The 20,012-nt window shown below is 53.5% G+C and carries 15 protein-coding genes; 10 read left to right on the top strand and 5 right to left on the bottom strand.

Annotated elements, in window-relative coordinates:
- Positions 1–139: 139 nt before the first annotated feature.
- Entirely contained in the window at positions 140–1,597 is a 1,458-nt protein-coding gene (locus tag NTH01S_RS00080) for a protein adenylyltransferase SelO (RefSeq protein ID WP_068167566.1), read from the top strand.
- A gap of 7 nt (positions 1,598–1,604) precedes the next feature.
- Here NTH01S_RS00080 and NTH01S_RS00075 read toward each other — a convergent pair whose 3' ends face one another.
- Positions 1,605–1,820, bottom strand: coding sequence for a hypothetical protein (locus NTH01S_RS00075; RefSeq protein ID WP_068167565.1), 216 nt, complete (start codon positions 1,818–1,820; stop codon positions 1,605–1,607).
- Between the two features lie 203 nt (positions 1,821–2,023).
- Between NTH01S_RS00075 and NTH01S_RS00070 the strand changes: the two genes are divergently transcribed.
- The 8 genes from NTH01S_RS00070 (at position 2,024) to NTH01S_RS00035 (ending at position 13,073) form a co-directional block, all read left to right on the top strand.
- A complete protein-coding gene (locus NTH01S_RS00070; RefSeq protein ID WP_068167562.1) occupies positions 2,024–3,289 on the top strand; it encodes an adenosylmethionine--8-amino-7-oxononanoate transaminase in 1,266 nt (421 codons plus the stop codon).
- On the top strand, positions 3,286–4,458 hold the full coding sequence (locus tag NTH01S_RS00065) for an aminotransferase class I/II-fold pyridoxal phosphate-dependent enzyme (protein WP_068167560.1): 1,173 nt from the start codon (positions 3,286–3,288) through the stop codon (positions 4,456–4,458). The genes NTH01S_RS00070 and NTH01S_RS00065 overlap by 4 nt, the downstream gene beginning before the upstream one ends.
- On the top strand, positions 4,455–5,096 hold the full coding sequence (locus tag NTH01S_RS00060; protein WP_068167558.1) for an alpha/beta hydrolase family protein: 642 nt from the start codon (positions 4,455–4,457) through the stop codon (positions 5,094–5,096). The genes NTH01S_RS00065 and NTH01S_RS00060 overlap by 4 nt, the downstream gene beginning before the upstream one ends.
- A complete protein-coding gene (locus tag NTH01S_RS00055; RefSeq protein WP_068167556.1) occupies positions 5,090–5,866 on the top strand; it encodes a methyltransferase in 777 nt (258 codons plus the stop codon). The genes NTH01S_RS00060 and NTH01S_RS00055 overlap by 7 nt, the downstream gene beginning before the upstream one ends.
- Entirely contained in the window at positions 5,863–6,501 is a 639-nt protein-coding gene (gene bioD, locus NTH01S_RS00050; protein WP_068167553.1) for a dethiobiotin synthase, read from the top strand. The genes NTH01S_RS00055 and bioD overlap by 4 nt, the downstream gene beginning before the upstream one ends.
- Positions 6,502–6,679: 178 nt before the next feature.
- Positions 6,680–8,227, top strand: coding sequence for a glucan biosynthesis protein (locus NTH01S_RS00045; protein ID WP_174523589.1), 1,548 nt, complete (start codon positions 6,680–6,682; stop codon positions 8,225–8,227).
- Positions 8,203–10,368, top strand: coding sequence for a glucans biosynthesis glucosyltransferase MdoH (mdoH, locus tag NTH01S_RS00040; protein ID WP_068167549.1), 2,166 nt, complete (start codon positions 8,203–8,205; stop codon positions 10,366–10,368). The genes NTH01S_RS00045 and mdoH overlap by 25 nt, the downstream gene beginning before the upstream one ends.
- Positions 10,369–10,577: 209 nt before the next feature.
- Entirely contained in the window at positions 10,578–13,073 is a 2,496-nt protein-coding gene (locus NTH01S_RS00035; protein ID WP_084366780.1) for a Hint domain-containing protein, read from the top strand.
- Between the two features lie 189 nt (positions 13,074–13,262).
- Here the strand turns inward: NTH01S_RS00035 and ahpF are convergent, their stop codons facing one another.
- Positions 13,263–14,819 (bottom strand): alkyl hydroperoxide reductase subunit F, encoded by a 1,557-nt coding sequence (gene ahpF / locus NTH01S_RS00030; RefSeq protein ID WP_068167543.1) that lies wholly within the window; start codon positions 14,817–14,819, stop codon positions 13,263–13,265.
- 129 nt (positions 14,820–14,948) lie between these two features.
- On the bottom strand, positions 14,949–15,512 hold the full coding sequence (ahpC, locus tag NTH01S_RS00025) for an alkyl hydroperoxide reductase subunit C (RefSeq protein ID WP_068167542.1): 564 nt from the start codon (positions 15,510–15,512) through the stop codon (positions 14,949–14,951).
- Positions 15,513–15,744: 232 nt separating this feature from the next.
- Here ahpC and NTH01S_RS00020 point away from each other — a divergent pair, with 232 nt between their 5' ends.
- Positions 15,745–17,865 carry a M3 family metallopeptidase gene (locus tag NTH01S_RS00020; protein WP_068168075.1) on the top strand — a complete coding sequence of 707 codons (2,121 nt, stop codon included), beginning with the start codon at positions 15,745–15,747 and terminating at the stop codon, positions 17,863–17,865.
- A gap of 145 nt (positions 17,866–18,010) precedes the next feature.
- On the opposite strand, the gene NTH01S_RS00015 is transcribed toward NTH01S_RS00020, so the two are convergent.
- Positions 18,011–18,568, bottom strand: a complete 558-nt coding sequence (locus NTH01S_RS00015) for a methyltransferase family protein (RefSeq protein ID WP_068167540.1) — start codon at positions 18,566–18,568, stop codon at positions 18,011–18,013.
- A 314-nt stretch (positions 18,569–18,882) separates the two neighbouring features.
- Entirely contained in the window at positions 18,883–19,752 is an 870-nt protein-coding gene (locus NTH01S_RS00010) for a LysR substrate-binding domain-containing protein (protein ID WP_068167539.1), read from the bottom strand.
- Positions 19,753–20,012 lie beyond the last annotated feature (260 nt).

The raw sequence follows: 20,012 nt of genomic DNA, 5'->3' as shown, positions 1-20,012 counted from the left end.
CACATAAGAAAAAGTTTTACAACTCAATCAATATATTTAACTCTTTGCCTATAATAATGGTTTTCCCCACTAATCTGCGCTTTATCATTCAAAAAACACTCTATCATTACGACATGACACGTTACGAACTGGGCACCTGATGCAATTCTCCCACGATTACGCTCTCCTGCCAGAGCATTTCTCCGCAAAAATTGCCCCGAGATTGTCTTCCCAGCGCCCTCAGCTCATCACTCTCAACAGCGACTGGGCGGAAACATTAGGCCTCTCGCCTGCGTGGTTACGCACACACGCTGGCATAAATCTTCTCTCCCAAGGCACCACGCCAGATGGTCATTTACCCATCGCCATGGCGTATGCAGGACATCAATTCGGACATTTTGTCCCATCTCTCGGTGATGGGCGCGCCGTTCTTGTTGGTGAACTCACAACCAAAAACGGTCAGAAACATGACCTTCACCTCAAGGGCTGGGGCCGTACCCCCTTCTCACGCAATGGCGACGGAAAAGCCGCTCTCGGCCCCGTCTTACGAGAAATGCTCATCAGTGAAGCCATGGCAGCTTTCGGCATCCCCACAACGCGCAGCCTTGCCGCCACACTCACCGGCGAAACGGTACAACGAGACACCGCTCTACCCGGTGCCGTACTCGCCCGTACGGCACGCAGTCATGTTCGAATCGGCACTTTTCAATATTTTGCCGCCCGCCAAGACCATGAAGCACTTGCGGTCCTGCTGGATCACGTCATCACACGCCTCTATCCAGACCTCGCCAATACCCCCAATAAAGCCTTGGCATTGCTCCAAACCGTTATTCACAAACACGCTCGACTCGTCGCCCAATGGCTGCATATTGGATTCGTGCATGGCGTCATGAACACCGATAATATGTCTATCGCCGGAGAAACCATTGATTACGGCCCTTGCGCCTTCCTCGATGCTTACGACCCCGAAGCCTGCTTTAGCTTCATAGACCGTGGCAAGCGCTACGCTTATGGCAACCAGCCTGATATGGCCCTTTGGAATCTTGGGCGCTTTGCTGAATGCCTCCTGCCGCTCATTCATTCAGATGATAATATGGCGGTTGAGCAGGCCACTGCCGGCCTCAAAGACTTCGATCGTGTTTTCTCAGAACATTATCTAACCGGGTGGCGCAAAAAATTGGGCCTATTCACCGAAGCACCAGCCGATACAAGGCTCATCGCCCAATTACTCGACATCATGCAGCGCCAACAACTCGACTTCACACAAAGCTTCCGTGCACTCAACACCACGATACGCACACAAAACCCTGAGCCTTTCTTAGCCCTTTGCTCAAACCGCGACGAAGGCCAACACTGGTACACACAATGGCAAGAACGCATCGCACAGGAGGCCATCTCTCAAGACGATCGCTTCAACGCTATGCAGCGAGTGAATCCTCGTATTATCCCGCGAAACCACTTAGTCGAACACGCCATCAATGCCGCTTATGATGGGGACTTCAAACCGTTCGAACACCTACAAGAAGCATTACGTACGCCATATCATGACGCGGATGATAGCTTTAACGCCCCGCCACGCCCTGAAGAACGCGTCCTTCATACCTTTTGTGGAACTTAACGACCTCTCAAGCGACGCTTGGCACCGGAGACAGAACCGGACGACGATTCTTAAACAGGCGTCGCGCCCGCTCCACGAGAAGCGATAAATCAGGCATGGATATACCATGCAACTCCCGCACCGTGTCGTGGGTCGCATAAAACCGGAACACAGCTCCGGCGTCGGCCATAATCGCAGTGCCTAAAAACACACCATCGACATGAATGACCTTGGAACTCAACATGGATCTCGACCTTAGATAAAACCGCCCAAAAGCACGGGCTCCCTTCTGAACACGCGTCATGCCATAATGTTCCCTACAGTCGAGTGACCGTTTTATGATATCGCAAGGCTATTTCATGGCATCGCCCGATATCCAGTATGCTGGCCCGGCACTCACACGATAAAGAATGACCCTCGCCATAGGCGGTAAGAGACACACCACTCATGACCACATCACATCACCGCGCTGCTGACCTCCCCAATCTCTGGCTGCCCTATAGCCAAATGCAGACGACCGCATGGCCCGTCACCGCCGCGAAAACCGCAGGCAGCACCATCACATTGGATGATGGGCGCATATTGATTGACGGTATCGCCTCATGGTGGACCGCATGCCATGGCTATAATCACCCCCATTTGCGCGCGGCACTGGTCGCACAAGCGGAAACCATGCCGCATGTCATGTTTGGCGGGATGATCCATGAACCCGCCAAACGCCTCGCCGCCCGTTTGGCGGCCCTCCTCCCCGGAGACTTAGAGCGCGTCTTTTTCACCGATTCTGGTTCAGTCGCGATGGAAGTGGCCGTGAAAATGGCTATCCAATTTCAGCTCAACAACAACCACACAGGCCGCACCAAGATTCTTTCTTTTCGCGGGGGCTATCACGGGGACACGCTCGGCATGATGGCTATCTGTGACCCCGAAGAAGGCATGCACAGCCTCTTCGCCGGTGTCCTACCAGAACACATCATCGCAGACCTCCCCACCGATGCCGAAAGCACCCACAAGCTCGAACAGTTGCTGTCTGAGCGTGGTGACGAAATCGCGGCCATTGTAACAGAACCCCTCGTGCAGGGCGCAGGCGGCATGCTCTTCCACGAACCCGCCGTTCTACAAACGCTTCGCACGCTCTGTGACCGCTTTGGCCTCCTACTGATCCTTGATGAAGTCTTTACGGGCTTTGGGCGCACCGGCACCATGTTTGCCTGTGAGCAGGCCCAAATCACCCCCGATATCGTCGCACTTTCCAAAGCCCTCACCGGCGGCACCATGGCATTAGCGGCAACCGTTGCCCGGCGCTCGGTCTTTGAAGCATTTCTCTCAGACGACCCCAGAAAGGCCCTCATGCACGGCCCCACCTTCATGGCGAACCCACTAGCCTGTGCCGTCGCCAATGCCTCTTTAGACCTTTTTGAACAGGAGCCATGCCTCCAACACGTCGCCCAGATCGAAGAACAACTCCACAAAGAACTCGAACCCTGCCGAGACTTGCCGAATGTCCGCGATGTCCGCGTTATGGGCGCCATTGGCGTGGTCGAACTCACGGCCATCCCTGACCCGGAAGGGCTCAAACGTGCCTTTTTAGAGCATAAGGTCTGGGTCCGCCCCTTCCGTACGATTGTCTATCTCACGCCCGCCTTCACCATCACCCCAGATGAACTCACCCATCTGACACGCAGCATCCACAGCGTTTTACAGAGCCACACATGACCCGGTTTGACACATATTTCGAAGCCGCTTTGTCAGAACGGGCCGCTCAAGGCACCCGCCGTACCCTGCGCCCCATCACGCGCCATAACGGCACAATACAACGTGACGGGCGGCACCTCGCGGATGTTGCATCAAATGATTATCTCGGCTTGGCAGACCACCCACTGCTGCGCGAACGTGCCGCCGAATGGGCCCAACGTTTTGGCACCGGCGCACGTGCCTCACGCCTCGTCACCGGCACGCTCGACCTGCATGACGCCGTAGAACACAAAATCGCCGCGTTCAAAAAAGCTGAGGCCGCATTGCTCTTCGCCAGTGGTTGGCAGGCCAATGCCGCCGTCATCCCGGCACTTTGCGCACTCTCTCTCGCCCAAACAGGGCACAAAATGCTGGCGTTCACAGATCGCCTAAACCATGCCAGCTTGCATCATGGCTTCGCCGCCGCCGATATTCGCCAGCAACGCTTTGCCCATAATGACCTCGCCCATCTCGAACAGCTTCTCATACGCCATGCGGACACACCCGGCCTGCGTATGATCGTGACCGAAAGCGTGTTCTCCATGGATGGAGACCGCGCTGACATCCCTGCCCTCCGCGCCTTGGCGGACCGCTATAACGCGCTCCTTTATATCGATGAGGCCCATGCAACCGGCGTGCTCGGCACAGATGGACGCGGCCTTGCAGACGGACAAGCTGACATCATTATGGGGACATGCTCAAAAGCCATGGGCGGCATGGGGGCCTTCATCGCGGGCTCACATGCTTTGCGCGATTATCTGATCAATCATGCCTCTGGCCTCATTTATAGCACGGCACTACCACCCGCCGTTCTCGGCGCCATTGATGCCGCGCTAGACCTGCTTCCATCCTTAAACGAACGCCGAGAAACACTCCAAAGCAACGCAGCCCACCTACGCACACGCCTCCACGCGGCGGGCTTATCCACCCTCGACTCAAGCACCCAAATCATACCGGTTGTTTTCAGCAGCCCAGAACGCACACTCGCCATTGCACAGACGCTAGAAGACGCCGGCTTCCTCGTTGGAGCAATCCGCCCACCCACAGTCCCCAAAGACACAGCCCGTCTACGCCTAGCCCTGCATAGCGCTTTGGACCACAACAGCCTGAACACATTAGCGGATATTATTCTGCAAGAGGCCATCTCATGACCCTGCCACTCTACCTCGTCCATGGCTGGAGCTATGACCATAGTTTCTGGCAGAAGATGCTAAAGCACCTTCCAGAATACACAGCCATATGCACCGATTCTGGCTATTATGGTGAAGACCTCACACCGAGCTTACCCACCACACCCTTCCTCGCAATCGGCCATTCCGCCGGTGTGCTGGACCTTCTAACGCACCCTCTCCCCCATTGCGTTGGGATCGTGTCCTTTAATGGCTTTGCGCGCTTTAGTGCCGCCCCCGATCATTCCCATGGCATCCCTGCCCGCATCATCACCCGTATGCGCCACCACCTCACCAAAGACCCGACCAAGACACTCCTTAATTTCCGTGAACAATGCGGTGATCACACTCCCGTACCAAACACACCCAACGTCATCCGACTTGACCACGGCCTCGACCAACTCGAAACCCGTGATGCCCGCGCGAAAGCCACCCAGTGGGGCGAACGCCTCTTCTGGCTCACAGGAGATCATGACCCCCTCACCCCAGCACGAGTTGGCTTCCAAACTGGCAACGGCTCATCCCTGCCCGGCGGCCACTGCCTACCACAAGAATATCCAGAAGAATGCGCCGCACTCATCCGCCAAGCCCTACACATCACAGGCCAAGCATCATGCTAGATGCCCGAAAACGAGCCCTCATGGCGCGCTTTGGTGCGGCGGATACATATGATCAAGCGGCCCATATCCAAAGACGCTGTGCACAACTCACCGCAAACACGATCGCAGCCACCGGCCAGCATACGCCCAAAAATATTCTCGAATTCGGCTGCGGTACGGGGTTTTTAACGCATCACATACGGCAGCTTTTCCCACATGCTTCCATCCTTGCCACAGATCTCGCTCCCGGCATGCTTGCCCGCGCAGAGACGCAACTTGGCTCTAATAACATCCGCTATCACATGATGGATGGTGAAAACCCCGATGTCTCCGGGCCTTTTGACCTCATTGCCTCAAGCCTCTGCATGCAATGGTTCCAAAACCGTCCACAAGCGCTAGAGCGCCTCTGCGCACGCCTTGCCCCCAATGGACGATTGATTGTCGCCACGCTCCTTTCCGGAAGCTTGCAAGAATGGGTCAATGCGTGCGCGGCTGAACACGCGCCTTGCGGCGTCCCGCATTACCCGACCGAAGAACAGCTTACGCAAGATTGGCCAAGCTCTATTCCCGGAGAGAGACACTGGCAAAGCCATGACCTCATTGACCCTACCCCCTCCGCCAGCGCTTTCTTACGCGGCCTACGTCAAATCGGCGCTTCCCTCCCGCGCGATGATGCTCGCCCCGCCACGGGCGCAGCTTTACGCCGCGCGATGAAACGCTTTGACGCAGAGCATAAAGGCGTCACCTACCGCATCGGAATCGGTATTTTTCACAAAGGACACACAGCATGACACGCGGCGTTTTTGTTACCGGTACCGATACAGGGATCGGCAAGACCCTCACCTCAGCCATCCTCACCACCGCATGGCAAGCAACCTACTGGAAACCACTCCAAACCGGCCTTAATGAAGAAGAAGGCGATAGCCCCACCGTCAGCCGCCTGGCCAACCTCACACCAGAACGCCTCATTCCCCCCGCATACGCACTGCAGGAACCATTGGCCCCATCGGCCGCCGCCGCCTTAGAGGGCATCCACATTGATCCTGACCGTTTAACCCTACCGAATGTTGCTGCACCGCTCGTCGTAGAAGGCGCGGGGGGCGTGATGGTGCCGGTATATGATGACGTGTTGATGATTGATCTGATGGTGCGCTTTGCTCTGCCGGTCGTTCTCGTCGCCCGCAGTGGCCTTGGCACCATTAATCACAGTTTGTTGACTATTGAGGCCCTAAAACAGCGTGGGATTGAAATTTTAGGCGTTGTATTTAGCGGGAAGGAAAACCCTGATAATATGCGAATGATTGAACATTTTAGCGGTGTAAGAACGCTGTTTACAGTCCCTCACATAGCGCATATTTCGCCCCAAAGCGTCACATACCATGCCAAAAACGTTCCAACATTTCACAGCCTCGTCCACAAAGCCTGACCAACATTAAATGTAATTTGCAAAACGCCGCCATCGAAATGCCATGTCTGCACCGTGTAACGTGCACCTCAACAGGACGATCTTACGTTAACCCCTCAGGCACCCATGCTTTTCTTCCTTTTCTCACAAGAAAAGAGCATTCTGGGTCCACTGCATTTTAAAGGTTCTAAACACAACTATGACTATGCTGCGCCGCGATCTGGTAAAATTAGGAGCCGGCCTGTCACTTCTCGGGACAGGCTGGACCGCCCGCGCCCAAACGCCACCCACCGCCCCACAGCCCCAACAGCCCAAAGCCACCGCCTTCTCTGAAGATACGGTACGGGATATGGCGCGGAACTTGGCACGCTCAGCATATTCTCCTCCTCCTCAGTCCTTGCCTGCCCCTTTGTCCTCTCTCAGCTTCGATCAATATCGGGGCATTACCTACAATACGGACAAAGCCCTCTGGCGAGGGCAGAACCTTGCCTTTGAGGTCGAGTTCTTCCCACGCGGATTCCTCTACCGCCCGCGTATCGAAATGCATGAAGTGGTCGACGGGCAAGCAAGTGCCGTCCCATATGACCCAGACCTATTTAACTACGCAGACCCCCTCCTGCGTACGACCGACAATGTCGGCTTCGGTGGGTTGCGCCTGCGTTACGCCATCAACACACCCGGCGTCATGGAAGAATTTGCCGTTTTCTTAGGTGCGTCGTACTTCCGCGCTATCGCAAAAGGGCAGACCTACGGCCTCTCTGCACGTGGTTTTTCAAACGGAACCGGCGACCCTCGCGGAGAAGAATTTGCTCTTTTCCGGGCCTTCTGGCTCGAAAAACCCGCTCCCGGCGCGGACTCACTCGTCGTGCATGCCCTGCTCGACAGCCCATCGGTCACAGGCGCCTTCCGCTTCACCATTCGCCCGGGTGACGCCACCGTCTTTGACGTCCAATCCTCACTCTTCCCACGTCAAGACATGGCCGAAGCTGGCCTCGCCCCCCTGACCGGTATGTTCTACTTCGATACGAACGACCATACCCGCGTCAATGACTGGCGCCCTGCCGCCCATGACAGTGAAGCCTTACAAATCTGGACTGGCACCGCCCAGCAGCTCTACCGCCCCTTGGCCAACCCAACCGATCTACAATTTTCCGCCTTTGCCGATGACGGACCACAAGGTTTCGGCCTCATGCAGCGCAAACGCGCCTTCGCGGATTATCAAGACCTTGCCCTAAACTATGAAAAACGCCCATCCGCATGGATCGAGCCCATCGGCCACTGGGGGAAAGGCGCAATCGACCTCGTTGAGATTCCAACACCCAATGAGGTCAACGATAATATCGTGACCTTCTGGCGCTCGGAGCGCCCGCTCAAAGCTGGGCAACAATATGATTACACTTATCGCATCACATGGGGCTGGGACACACCTGCCCCCACACACCTCGCCCGTATTGGTGCCACACGCATTGGCAGCGTGCCGGGCAGCGAGAACGCACAGCTTTTCGTCATCGACTTCACAGGCGAACCCTTCGTAAACTGCCCGCCTGACACGCATTTCCATCTCTTGCCGCAATCAACGCAAGGCACCATTCGTAACGTGGTCGTGGAAGCCAACCCTCCCATTCATGGCTGGCGCGCCATGTTTGAATTTGACCCCGCAGACGCCAAAGCGGCTGAACTTCAAGTTCAACTTGCGAATGATCAAGGCCCTATTTCTGAAAAATGGATGTATCGGTGGACACTCTAACCGACACGCACACCCCCTTCATGCCCCAGCACGCCCCACTGGGTATGAAGGCACAAAACCTCCACAAAGCACCAGAGCGCTATGGCCGCTCCGGTCCGCGCTTGCCCACAACACCCGCTCTTTTGTGGCTGCGTAGAGTCTTTGTTTTTGGTGGTGCCATTGCACTGACTGCTTTTGGGGCTGAGCACATCAACCGCGTGTTCAATGCCATGGGCGTCACCCCCTTAGGCATCATGATCATGGTGTTGTTTGTGGTGCTGGGGTTCTGGATTGCCCTCTCCTTCACCTCCAGCCTTGGCGGTTTCGTCTCACTCTTAAGACGTGGCGGATTAGGCCTCGGCATTCACCGTACCGGCCCATTACCTACTCTTAAAAGCCGCACCGCCGTCCTCATGCCAACCTATAATGAGGACCCAGAACGCGTACTGGGTGGCCTGCGTGCGATTTATGATAGCCTCAACGCAACAGGACAGATCGACGCTTTCGATTTCTTCATTCTCGCAGACACAACCAACCCAGACGTTTGGGTGCAAGAAGAGCGTGCCTTTCTCGCCCTGCGTGAAAGCACGGGCGACGCACAGCGTATTTTCTACCGCCGCCGCCACCGCAACACAGACCGCAAAGCAGGCAATATTGGTGAATGGGTCACGCAATATGGCGGTGCCTATGACCATATGCTTACCCTTGATGCCGATAGCGTCATGGATGGGAGCCTGATTGTCCGCGTTGTCTCCGCTATGGAACACCACGCCAATGTGGCCCTAATCCAAACCCTCCCCGTCATTATCGGTGGCCGCACATTATTCGCCCGCATGCAGCAATTTGCTGGGCGTTTATACGGCCCTCTCATCGCGCATGGCGTCGCATGGTGGCACGGTTCCGAAGGCAATTACTGGGGGCATAACGCGGTCATCCGAACCAGAGCCTTTGCTGAACAAGCAGGCCTACCGCACTTACCCGGCAAACCCCCTTTTGGCGGGCACATCCTCAGCCATGACTTCGTGGAAGCCGCCCTCATGCGGCGTGGGAACTGGGCCATTCACATGGTTCCCGGCCTGTTTGGCTCATACGAAGAAAGCCCCCCATCCCTCACCGATGTTGCAATCCGTGACCGGCGCTGGTGCCAAGGGAACCTCCAACACGCCAAGCTTTTGGGCACAAAAGGCATGCATTGGGTCAGCCGCGTCCACATGCTCATGGGCATTGGCTCCTACGTCACGTCTCCTTTATGGCTGCTGTTCCTACTAGTAGGGATTCTTATCTCCCTTCAGGCACATTTTTATCATCCGAATTACTTTGGTAACGGCCTGACCCTGTATCCTCATTGGCCACAGGTTGACCCGGTTCAAGCCAAATACGTGTTCATCAGTACGATGATGATCCTTCTAGCCCCCAAAGGCCTATCCTTCATCGCTGCCTTGTTTGACCGGGAAACACGGCGTGGCGCCGGTGGACTGATCCGCCTTGCCATATCCATCGTGCTCGAAACCCTGATTGGCGGCCTGATCGCCCCCATCGCCATGCTGATCCAAACATCCGGGATTCTTTCCATCCTCTTGGGGCGCGATTCCGGCTGGAACGCACAGAACCGTGACGATGACCGCGTATCCTTGAAAGAGGTCGCACGCGGCTATTGGGTCTATACTGTTTTTGGCATTGCGCTTGCCGTTGCCGCATGGTCCGTTTCCGAAGCACTCTTCTTGTGGATGCTACCGGTTTTGGTCGGCCTCGCTCTCGCCATCCCTCTTGCAGCCCTTACGGCAAGCCGGGATGTCGGGCTGGGCCTACGACGCCTTGGCCTTTTGCTCATTCCCGAAGAAACAGCGCCCCCCGCCATTCTGCAACTTGCCAGTGCCAATGAACAACGGCGGATCCAAGCCCAAAATGCACCTGACCGCCCACCAGAAGAAGCTTTTGCAGCCCTTCGAACCAACCCCTCGCTGTTGAAAGCACACCTTGATGCTCTCCCAGCGCCACGCCAACCGGGTAGCAATATTGACGCTCACCTACTGGTCGGGCTGGTTAAACTGCGCGAGGCCTCCACTCTAGACGCTGCCCTCAAACATCTCAGCCGCGCTGAAAAAGCGGCTGTTTTGGGTTCCACTGAAGGCGTCTCCCTGATCTGTGCCCTCCCCTCTTAGGAGGCTCTAATCACGGTGGCAGGTTCTGCCACCGCTCACCATAAAAAACCCGTCCTTTACAATGGTAACACTTTTGGGAGTGCGTCAGCCCCACCATCAGTCGGCCTGCAGATCTTTCAGTCATGTTACATTTTTTAACACAACCCCTTCAAAATTTGTTATCTTTTTGATAAAATAATCTAAATTAAAGTTATGTGAGAATAAAATACATGACAAATCAGACATTTATGAATGATCCTCAGCCTGCATTTTATCAAAATGGCGTCTGGACACTCTATGCTTTGACCGACTGTAACTACCCAAACGGAAATGGAACCAGTTGGAGTCGCTGGACCTCGACCGACCTCACTCATTGGACCAACCAAGGTACAGCCATCCAAAAATATACCAATGAATATGGTGACCCATGGAGCGGTACCATTATCGCCGATACAGAGAACACAGCAGGCTTTGGCAGCAATGCTATTATTGCTCTTACAACCGTTTCTGGAAAAGAAGGGGAAGGCCAATCAACCGCGTTATGGGTGTCTCAAGACAACGGCAAGAGTTTTTATTTCGATAAAATCGTCATGCCTAACCCCTACAGTAACACGTCAAACGCCAATAATGCACAGGCCTTCAGAGATCCGCGTGTAACCTGGATGGCCGATACCAAAAGCTGGGTCATGACCTTAGCTGAAAATCACAAAATCAGTTTTTATACGAGTACAGACTTACAAAACTGGCACTACCAGTCAGGATTCACAAACGATACCCTCAACACATTGGGGGCCATAGAGTGCCCAACCTTATTTCCCATCGCGCTGCAAGATGCCAATGGAAACATCATTGGTAGCAAATGGATTTTGATGTGCAGCGCCAATGGCTACCAGACAGGATTTACCACCGGAGCTCATTATTGGAGCGGGGAGATGGTCAATGGCACATTCGTAGCAGATGATACACGCGGTTCTTGGCTCGATAGCGGATCAGATTTTTACGCAGCAACTGTCTACGCCGAGAAGGGCATAACCTCGACACCACAAACTTCTTATTACGCAACGGCATGGAAAAATAACTGGGAATACGCCAATAAAGTAACCGGAGCCGGTTACTACGGCGATATGACCCGTACACGAGTTTTAACATTTCACCAGACTGACCAAGGGCAAAAGCTCTTCAACGATGTCTTATGGCATGGCAAACCCTTTGTATTTGATCAGGTCTTTGGCAGCGAGGTCTTTGACCGCCCTTTAACCCCCTCAACACCGCAGCTTTTGGACCGAATGAGCGAAGATAGTACGTCGTCATCACTGTTCTTTGCGTCTTTTTCTCGGATGGGGAATGAATGGCCGGATACAATTACCATCACGCTCCAAAGCGGTGCAGGCACACCCATTACCCTCATTCTCTCGCCTCAACAAAACTCTGTTCAGCTCCAGCGATCAGAATCAGGCTATACGCCGGATATGAGCAGCGAATGGCAAAGTCCCCGCAACGCATTCCTAAACTTTGGCAATAAAGTTACAGTCTTTGCTCTGATTAATAAGAACGGAATTGAAGTCATTTTCAATAATGTCGCCCTGTCCATGACCTCCCTGGTTTTCCCAACGTCAAAAATTGGTACGCCAGAAATTACCGTCAGTAATGGTCAAGTGAATATCGATCATTTCGGCGTCGGCCCCCTTCCGGGAGATCAACAGGTCTTAAATACAGATAATGACCACTGTTTCCTCGCTGGCACTCTCATAGAGACACCCGATGGCGACGTGCCCATTGAAACAATTACCGTTGGAGCACAAGTCGCCGTCTATAAAAAAGAGGGCCGTATCTTCCAGCCTGTCATCTGGAGTGGAGCACGTTTTATCTGCACAGACCCGAACGAAGCCGATCCAGAGCGCGCCCGCGCTCCAGTTCGTATCGTCAAAGGGGCATTAGGGGATAATATTCCTTATACAGATCTTCTCGTCACGCCCGATCATGGACTTTACCTTGACGGTGCCCTTGTCCCCGCAAGAATGCTCGTCAATGGCTCTTCAATCCGGTACGATCGGAACATCACAGAGTATTGGTACCATCATATCCAATGCGATGAACACAGCCTCATTCGTGCCTGCGGCGCTTTAAGCGAAAGCTATCTCGACGCCCATAACATACGCCGCTTATTTGCAGGACAGGATGTTCAGCCCGAACCCTACACCAAAGCCAAAGATAGTCTGCGCCTGCGCACTGACCGACCATTCGTCGAGGCAATGTTTCATATATTAGCGGCACGCTGCGGCGCTGCGGCGCTGCAACCCGAAACAACACGCGACACGGCTCTTAAAATCACCGCAGAGGATGGCCGCCCCCTGACCTTCGTACGCAGAACAGGCCGATACGCTATTTTTAGAATCCCCGCTCAAACACGCCACGTGCACCTTATCTCAAAGGCCGATCGGCAAGATCAAGCCATTGGCCCATTTATGGATGACCGTCGTATGCTGGGACTTCTGGTTGGCGCGATCCAAATCTGGACCGGTGATACATCTCAACACCTAAACCACCATCTAACCGCCGCTCATTTACCAGGATGGCACGGCCTTGAAGCGCCCAATATGCGCTGGACGAATGGAAACGCCTATCTTCCTTTGTCCGATATGCACGAACACGAGAGATTACTGAGCATTGAAATCATCAATACCGCACTTTACCGTGTAACCCCTGAACACATCCTTCCACATTAAATGGCACGTTAACACGCAGCCATAAGCGCCTTTACAGCCCATTAAAAATGGCTGTAAAGGCGCTTTCCTCTCAGGCTCCATCTCGGCACAGTATTCCTATCCAAGCCTTCACCCAGCAGCCGAAGCTCATCGCCTGCAATCACACAAAATGAGGCCATTCAGCACCCATCTTGCGCGTAATAAAACCCGTCAGACGGGTAAGCGAATCAAATAATCAAAGGCTGACAAGGATGCCTTTGCGCCTTCACCGGTCGCAATCACAATCTGCTTATACGGCACGGTCGTCGCGTCACCTGCTGCAAACACACCCGGAACAGACGTCGCACAATGATCATTGATCACGATCTCACCATACGGGGACAGGTCCAGTGCGCCTTTCAGCCATTCCGTGTTTGGTAACAAACCAATCTGCACAAAGACACCATCCGCTTTAATCTCTTGGGATACGCCATCAACATCGCGGTAAGTCAGACCGGTCACTTCCTTGCCATTGCCCTGAATCTCCACCGTCAGAGCATTGGTCAGCACCGTAACGTTCTTCAAGCTATGCAGCTTATCTTGCAGAACCTTATCCGCCTTCAGTTGTGCACCGCGCTGCAACAGCGTGACGTGAGACACAATACCCGCCAAATCAATGGCCGCTTCAACGCCACTATTACCACCGCCAGCAACCACTACCGGACGGCCCTTATAGAACGGACCATCACAATGCGGGCAATACGCCACGCCCTTGGTCATGTATTCTTTCTCACCCGGCACACCAAGCTGACGCCAGCGCGCACCCGTGGCCAAGATAATCGTCTTAGACCGCAGGCTTGCACCGCTCTCCAAAACAACCTCGTGCAACCCGACCTCATCTTGCTTCGGCACCAGCTTATTCGCACGCTGTGACGCAATCACTTCAACATCATACTGGCGAACATGGGCTTCAAACGCTGCGGCCAGATGTGGGCCTTCTGTTTCCTTTACGGAAATGAAGTTTTCAATCCCTGCCGTATCCATGACCTGACCACCAAAACGATCCGCCACAATACCCGTACGCAAGCCTTTACGCGCCGCATACACAGCAGCCGATGCACCAGCAGGGCCACCGCCCAAAACAAGCACATCAAACGGCGCAAGATCACCCAGCTTCGCCGCAGCACGCTCAACGGAAGACTCATCAAGCTTCGCCAGAATCTGCGCCACATCCATCCGACCGGATGAGAACGGCACACCATTCAGATAAACCTGCGGCACCGTACGAATACCGCGCTCTTCCACCTCAGCTTGGAAATCCGTACCATCAATCGCAATATGCTTAATCTTCGGGTTCAGTACACTCATCGCATTGAGCGCTTGCACCACATCTGGGCAGTTTTGGCAGGATTGTGAAAAATACGTTTCAAACTGGAAATCACCATCCAGCGCACGAATTTGCTCAATCTGGTCGGCATCAATCTTCGGTGGGTGCCCGCCAACTTGCAGCAACGCCAGCACAAAAGATGTAAACTCATGGCCCATCGGCAGACCACCAAACGCCACCTGCTCCCGCGAACCCGCACGACGGATCACAAAGGATGGGCTGCGTGCATCTGTGCCTTGATCTGAAAAACTCACCTTGTCTGAAAGGCTAGCAACCTCTGCCAAAACATCACGAATCTCATTCGAACGCGCATCTGTTCCGAGCGTCGCTTCCAGAACGACGTTCTCGCGCAGATAGTCCATATAGGCGCGCATCTGGGTTTTCAGGTCGTCCTGAAGCATGGTTTTTCTCCCATTTTATCATCGGAAACAGAAGCAATAACCGCCTGCTATTCTACCGGTATTGCTAAAACAAAAACACTGGAGTGAGTAGAGGCCCGAAAGCCCCTACCCCGATACTGATCGCAGGGATCAGATCTTGCCAATCAGGTCGAGAGATGGCTTCAGAGTTTCTGAACCTTCTTTCCACTTTGCTGGGCAAACTTCACCTGGGTGAGCCGCAACATATTGAGCTGCACGAACCTTATCGAGCAGTTCCGTCGCGCTACGGCCTACGCCGCCAGAGGTGATTTCGATGTACTGAACCTTACCTTCTGGGTCGAGCAGGAAGGTACCACGGTCAGCCATGCCAGCTTCTTCGATGTACACATCGAATGCCTTGGAGATCGCACCTGTTGGGTCACCAAGCATCGTGTACTTGATCTTGCCAATTGCTGGTGACGTGTCGTGCCAAGCCTTATGCGTGAAGTGCTTGTCGGTAGACACACCGTAGATTTCAACGCCCAGCTTGTCGAACTCAGCTTGGTGGTCAGCGAGGTCTTCAAGCTCAGTCGGGCAAACGAATGTGAAGTCAGCCGGATAGAAGAAGAACACGGACCATTTGCCGCGAACGTCAGAATCCGTAACCGTCAAAAACTTACCATCACGGAAAGCATCAGTGCTGAAAGGAGCCAGCGTCGAGTTAATGCGAACCATCAGAAAATCTCCTGCTTTGTCGCTCTACGTTTAGAGACGGGAGTCTATGTCCCACAGAATGAAAAAAACAGGAAACAGTTACTGTCAATATGACTAATCGGTTTAACCGAATAATATATTTTTAATGAGAAATTTTATCGATCAGACCAATACCACACTCCCAGCGCACTCATGGACGCTCGAACACTTCTCCCCTACACTCAATACGTCATTACAAAATCAGGATAATGTCATGAATACAAAGTCTTGGGTGCGCGCCGTTTATGCGCTCTCTTTTACCGCTCTCGCAGGCACACAAGCGCAAGCAGCAGCGACCAATCCCTTTTTCACCGCCAGCACATTACCGTATCAAGCACCCCGCTTTGACCTCATTAAAGACAGTGATTACGCCCCCGCTTTTGAGCGCGGCATGGCCGATCACATGCGTGAAGTCCTCGCAATTGCAAACAACAAAGCCGCACCAACATTCGAGAACACCATTGTTGCCCTCGAAAAATCAGGCCGCTTGCTGGACCGCGTTCAAGAAACCTTCTTTGGTGTTTACCAAGCCAACAGCAACCCCGCTCTAGATAAGGTCGAAAGCCGTGAAGCGGCCCGCCTTTCCCAACATTCAGATGAAATCAACCTCAACCCACGCCTCTTTGCCCGCGTCAAAGCGCTCTATGATTCACGTGCCACATTAAATCTGGATGCTGAACAAGCACAGCTTCTCGATGTTTATTATCAGCAATTCGTCCACTCTGGCGCAGAGCTGTCCAAGGGCGATAAAATCAAACTTCGCGCGATCAACACGAAGCTGGCAAATCTCGAATCCGCGTATCAACAAAAACTGATCGCAGCCGCACGTGATGGCGCTTTGGTTGTCGACTCGAAAGACGCCCTCGCAGGTCTGGATGATGGCAGCATCGCCGGTGCCGCTAAAGCCGCAGAAAGCCGCAAACTCGCAGGGAAGTGGGTCCTCCCACTGCAAAACACCACGCAGCAACCGGCTCTAGAAGGCCTCAGCAACCGCGCCACACGCCAAGCTTTGTATGACCATAGCTGGAACCGCGCAGAGCGTGGTGACGCGAACGACACACGCTCCACCATCGCAGAACTCGCACAACTCCGCGCCCAAAAAGCGGCCTTGTTCGGCTACCCGAATTACGCCGCTTACACGCTCTATGATCAAATGGCCAAAACACCAGAAGAAGCCAACGGCTTCATGCAAAAACTGGTGCCTGCCATTGCCGCAGAACAGAAGAACGAAGTTAACCTTCTGCAAGATGCCATTCACCGTGATGGAGAGAACTTCTCTCTCATGCCGTGGGACTGGCAACGCTATGCCGAGCAGGTACGCCGCGAAAAATACGCCCTCAATCAAGACGACGTAAAACCCTATTTCGAACTCAAGACCGTACTGACCGATGGCGTCTTTTTTGCCGCAAATCAGCTTTACGGACTGACCTTCAAACCCCGCACAGACATCCCCGTCTACCACCCGGATGTCATGGTATTTGAAGTGTTCGACAAAGACGGCTCACAGCTTGGTCTGATGTATTTTGATTACTTCAAACGTGACACCAAATCTGGTGGCGCATGGATGTCTAACTTCGTTGGTCAATCCAAGCTGCTTGGCACAAAGCCTGTCATCTATAACGTGGCCAATTTCGCAAAAGCCGCACCGGGCCAGCCACAGCTCATCACGTCTGATGACGTAACGACCATGTTCCATGAATTTGGACATGCGCTGCACGGCCTGTTCGCAAGCCAGACATACCCGTCCCTCTCCGGCACAAGCGTTGCCCGTGACTTCGTCGAATTCCCATCTCAGTTCAACGAAAACTGGGCTTTTGACCCGAAAGTTCTAGCGCATTACGCACGGAATTATAAAACCGGCGCACCCATGCCTCAGGACCTCGTCGCGAAGATCAAAAAAGCCGCACGCTTTAACCAAGGCTACGCGCTGGGTGAAATCGTGGAAGCATCTGAACTGGATATGAAGTGGCACAGCCTGCCCGCTTCGGCCCCACGTCAAGATGTTGATAAGTTCGAGAGTGACGCCCTCAACAGCATGGGCCTAGACGTCACACACGTTCCCCCACGCTATCGTTCAACCTACTTCCTGCATATCTGGTCCAACGGCTACTCCGCCGGGTACTACGCTTACCTTTGGACCGAAATGCTGGATCAAGACGCTTTTGCATGGTTCACGCAGCATGGTGGCCTCACCCGTGAAAACGGCCAGCGCTTCCGCGATATGATCCTGTCCAAGGGCCATACGATGGATTACGCCCCCATGTTCCGCGCCTTCTACGGCAAAGACCCCGAAATCGAGCCGATGCTCGCGCATCGCGGTTTGACGGCGCAATAATAACCCCCCCCTGTCGGACCATCCGGGCGCTGCCCGGACCCGGCAGGGATCTTGATCCCTGCACCCTTATTATTTAAGTATGATGTAGTTGTTATAATGATGCTCATTAATCGTCAAAGCACACGCAAGCGCCCCATACCAAAGATCAATAAACCCCCGGCACCAGACGCCAGCTTTGCGCGCAATAATCGCTCCACTGCATTCTGAACGCCTGTGCCAACGCACGTTCTTCAACACGAATACGGTATAAAAAAGCCGCCAGCGCCGGAAGCATCATCAGCGCAATCGCACCCACATTTCCCATCAGCACACCAATGCCCATCAACGTCAAAAGTGCCCCTGTATAAGAAGGGTGACGGATGAAGCGATAAGGCCCTTCACGCAGCAACACTTGCTCGGAAGACAGAGAAACATCAACCGTAAACCAGCGCCCTAAACGATAAATAGCATACCAGCGTAATATCAGCCCTAAAACGGCCAATACAGCCCCGAAAGCCACAACAGCCTCCGTTTTAGGTAGCATCCACACAAGGAAGAACCTCTGCGCTTGAAATGCTGCGGATATGGAAACAGGCAATATACTCCAAAACAAACGCAGCGTGCTTTGATCACGGTTCGTCGTGTCTACTGACCGACGCCGTAAAAGAAGAGCAATTTCCCCGAACGAGAAAACAACCACAAAAAATGTCGCTAAATTGAGCATAAACGGTCACCTTTCAAACGCATTTCATTGATTTTTTTCAACGATTGCAGTGTGACCGAAAAAGTAATTTTAAAAAATTTACCTATATCATGTCACGAATATGACAAAAATCACTATTGCACAATACAAACCAAACGTGACCAAATTTCTAAACCAAGATACGATGCCATATGATAATTTAATAAATACAAATGATCAAAAACCATACCATGTGTAATAAACTGATATTTCCGCTCTAATTTTAATGTCCATCACATAATTATTATACCACTGTGGCCGATAATCATATGAACAATACTACACCTTGCTCTCCCTTACCCAACCGCATCCGCAGCAGCGATTTTAAACACCTCAGCCACCAGCCGCGTATTTGCTTGCTGCTTGAGTGACACCAAAGACACCGTCATCCGCGCCCGGCAATCCGCAATCGGCACAGCACGTACACCGCGCCGCCCACCATATTCACTCGCGGCAATAACCCCAGCGCCCAGCCCCGCCGCAACAGCTTCCACCATAGCCTCACGGCCATCCACCACCAAAGCTGGCTCACAAACAATATGGTTCTGCTGAAGCTCCGCCTCTAACAAACGCTGCGTCACCGACCGCGCCTCACGAAAGACCAGCCCCGAAGCGGCAAGCGCACCCAAAGTGAGCTTTTTTTTCTGTCCCAAGGGGTTACGCTTATGCACCAACGCCATCAAGCGCTCACGCCGCAATGTTTGTGTATACAACCGCGAATCTACAGACGGTGCCGCCGTAATTGCCACGTCAGCAACGGCATTATTAATGCGCTCCAAACATATCTCGGCATTCGCAATGGAAAGCGTGACCTGTACATTGGGGTGTTGCGCACGAAAGGCCGCAATTAACCCAACAGCCAAATCTGGCGCATCCGCCACCACAGACAGCGAACCATATTCAATACTTTCCGCTTGGGAGAGTAACATCTCAGCCTGTTTTTGTGCGTCAAACATAGGCTGAATAACGGTCAAGAGCCGCCGCCCCAGCTCCGTTAACTCCACCACACGGCCACGTCGATGGAACAACACGCACCCATATTCCTGCTCAAGCTTACGTACCTGATCCGAAATCGCAGGCTGCGTTACCCCCAAAGCCTCTGCTGCGGCAGAAAAGCCGCCATGTACCGCCACGGCGTGTACGGCACGAAGTTGAACATATTGCATCTTAGACCCATCGAAAAAACTGATATTTTTATCGTTATTAACGATTTTTCTTAATCAGGTCACCTAGCTGATACTGGCACCACCTTGCCCTTGGAGCCAAACGCCATGATATCGTCTGTTTTTGATGCTGTTATTTTTGACTGGGCCGGCACGCTCATTGATTTCGGGTCCCGCGCGCCCATGCAAGCCTTCGTTGATAGCTTTGCCCGTTTTAATGTGGATATTTCCATCGCTGAAGCGCGCCAACCTATGGGCATAGC

The sequence above is a fragment of the Neokomagataea thailandica NBRC 106555 genome (assembly GCF_001598495.1).
Lineage (GTDB): Bacteria > Pseudomonadota > Alphaproteobacteria > Acetobacterales > Acetobacteraceae > Gluconobacter > Gluconobacter thailandicus_A.
This window is presented reverse-complemented; position numbering and strand designations above follow the sequence as displayed.

Coding starts and splice junctions, on each gene's coding strand:
- NTH01S_RS00080 (WP_068167566.1), top strand. CDS start 140: ATGCAATTCTCCCACGATTACGCTCTCCTGCCAGAGCATTTCTCCGCA.
- NTH01S_RS00075 (WP_068167565.1), bottom strand. CDS start 1,820: ATGTTGAGTTCCAAGGTCATTCATGTCGATGGTGTGTTTTTAGGCACT.
- NTH01S_RS00070 (WP_068167562.1), top strand. CDS start 2,024: ATGACCACATCACATCACCGCGCTGCTGACCTCCCCAATCTCTGGCTG.
- NTH01S_RS00065 (WP_068167560.1), top strand. CDS start 3,286: ATGACCCGGTTTGACACATATTTCGAAGCCGCTTTGTCAGAACGGGCC.
- NTH01S_RS00060 (WP_068167558.1), top strand. CDS start 4,455: ATGACCCTGCCACTCTACCTCGTCCATGGCTGGAGCTATGACCATAGT.
- NTH01S_RS00055 (WP_068167556.1), top strand. CDS start 5,090: ATGCTAGATGCCCGAAAACGAGCCCTCATGGCGCGCTTTGGTGCGGCG.
- bioD (WP_068167553.1), top strand. CDS start 5,863: ATGACACGCGGCGTTTTTGTTACCGGTACCGATACAGGGATCGGCAAG.
- NTH01S_RS00045 (WP_174523589.1), top strand. CDS start 6,680: ATGACTATGCTGCGCCGCGATCTGGTAAAATTAGGAGCCGGCCTGTCA.
- mdoH (WP_068167549.1), top strand. CDS start 8,203: ATGGATGTATCGGTGGACACTCTAACCGACACGCACACCCCCTTCATG.
- NTH01S_RS00035 (WP_084366780.1), top strand. CDS start 10,578: ATGACAAATCAGACATTTATGAATGATCCTCAGCCTGCATTTTATCAA.
- ahpF (WP_068167543.1), bottom strand. CDS start 14,819: ATGCTTCAGGACGACCTGAAAACCCAGATGCGCGCCTATATGGACTAT.
- ahpC (WP_068167542.1), bottom strand. CDS start 15,512: ATGGTTCGCATTAACTCGACGCTGGCTCCTTTCAGCACTGATGCTTTC.
- NTH01S_RS00020 (WP_068168075.1), top strand. CDS start 15,745: ATGAATACAAAGTCTTGGGTGCGCGCCGTTTATGCGCTCTCTTTTACC.
- NTH01S_RS00015 (WP_068167540.1), bottom strand. CDS start 18,568: ATGCTCAATTTAGCGACATTTTTTGTGGTTGTTTTCTCGTTCGGGGAA.
- NTH01S_RS00010 (WP_068167539.1), bottom strand. CDS start 19,752: ATGCAATATGTTCAACTTCGTGCCGTACACGCCGTGGCGGTACATGGC.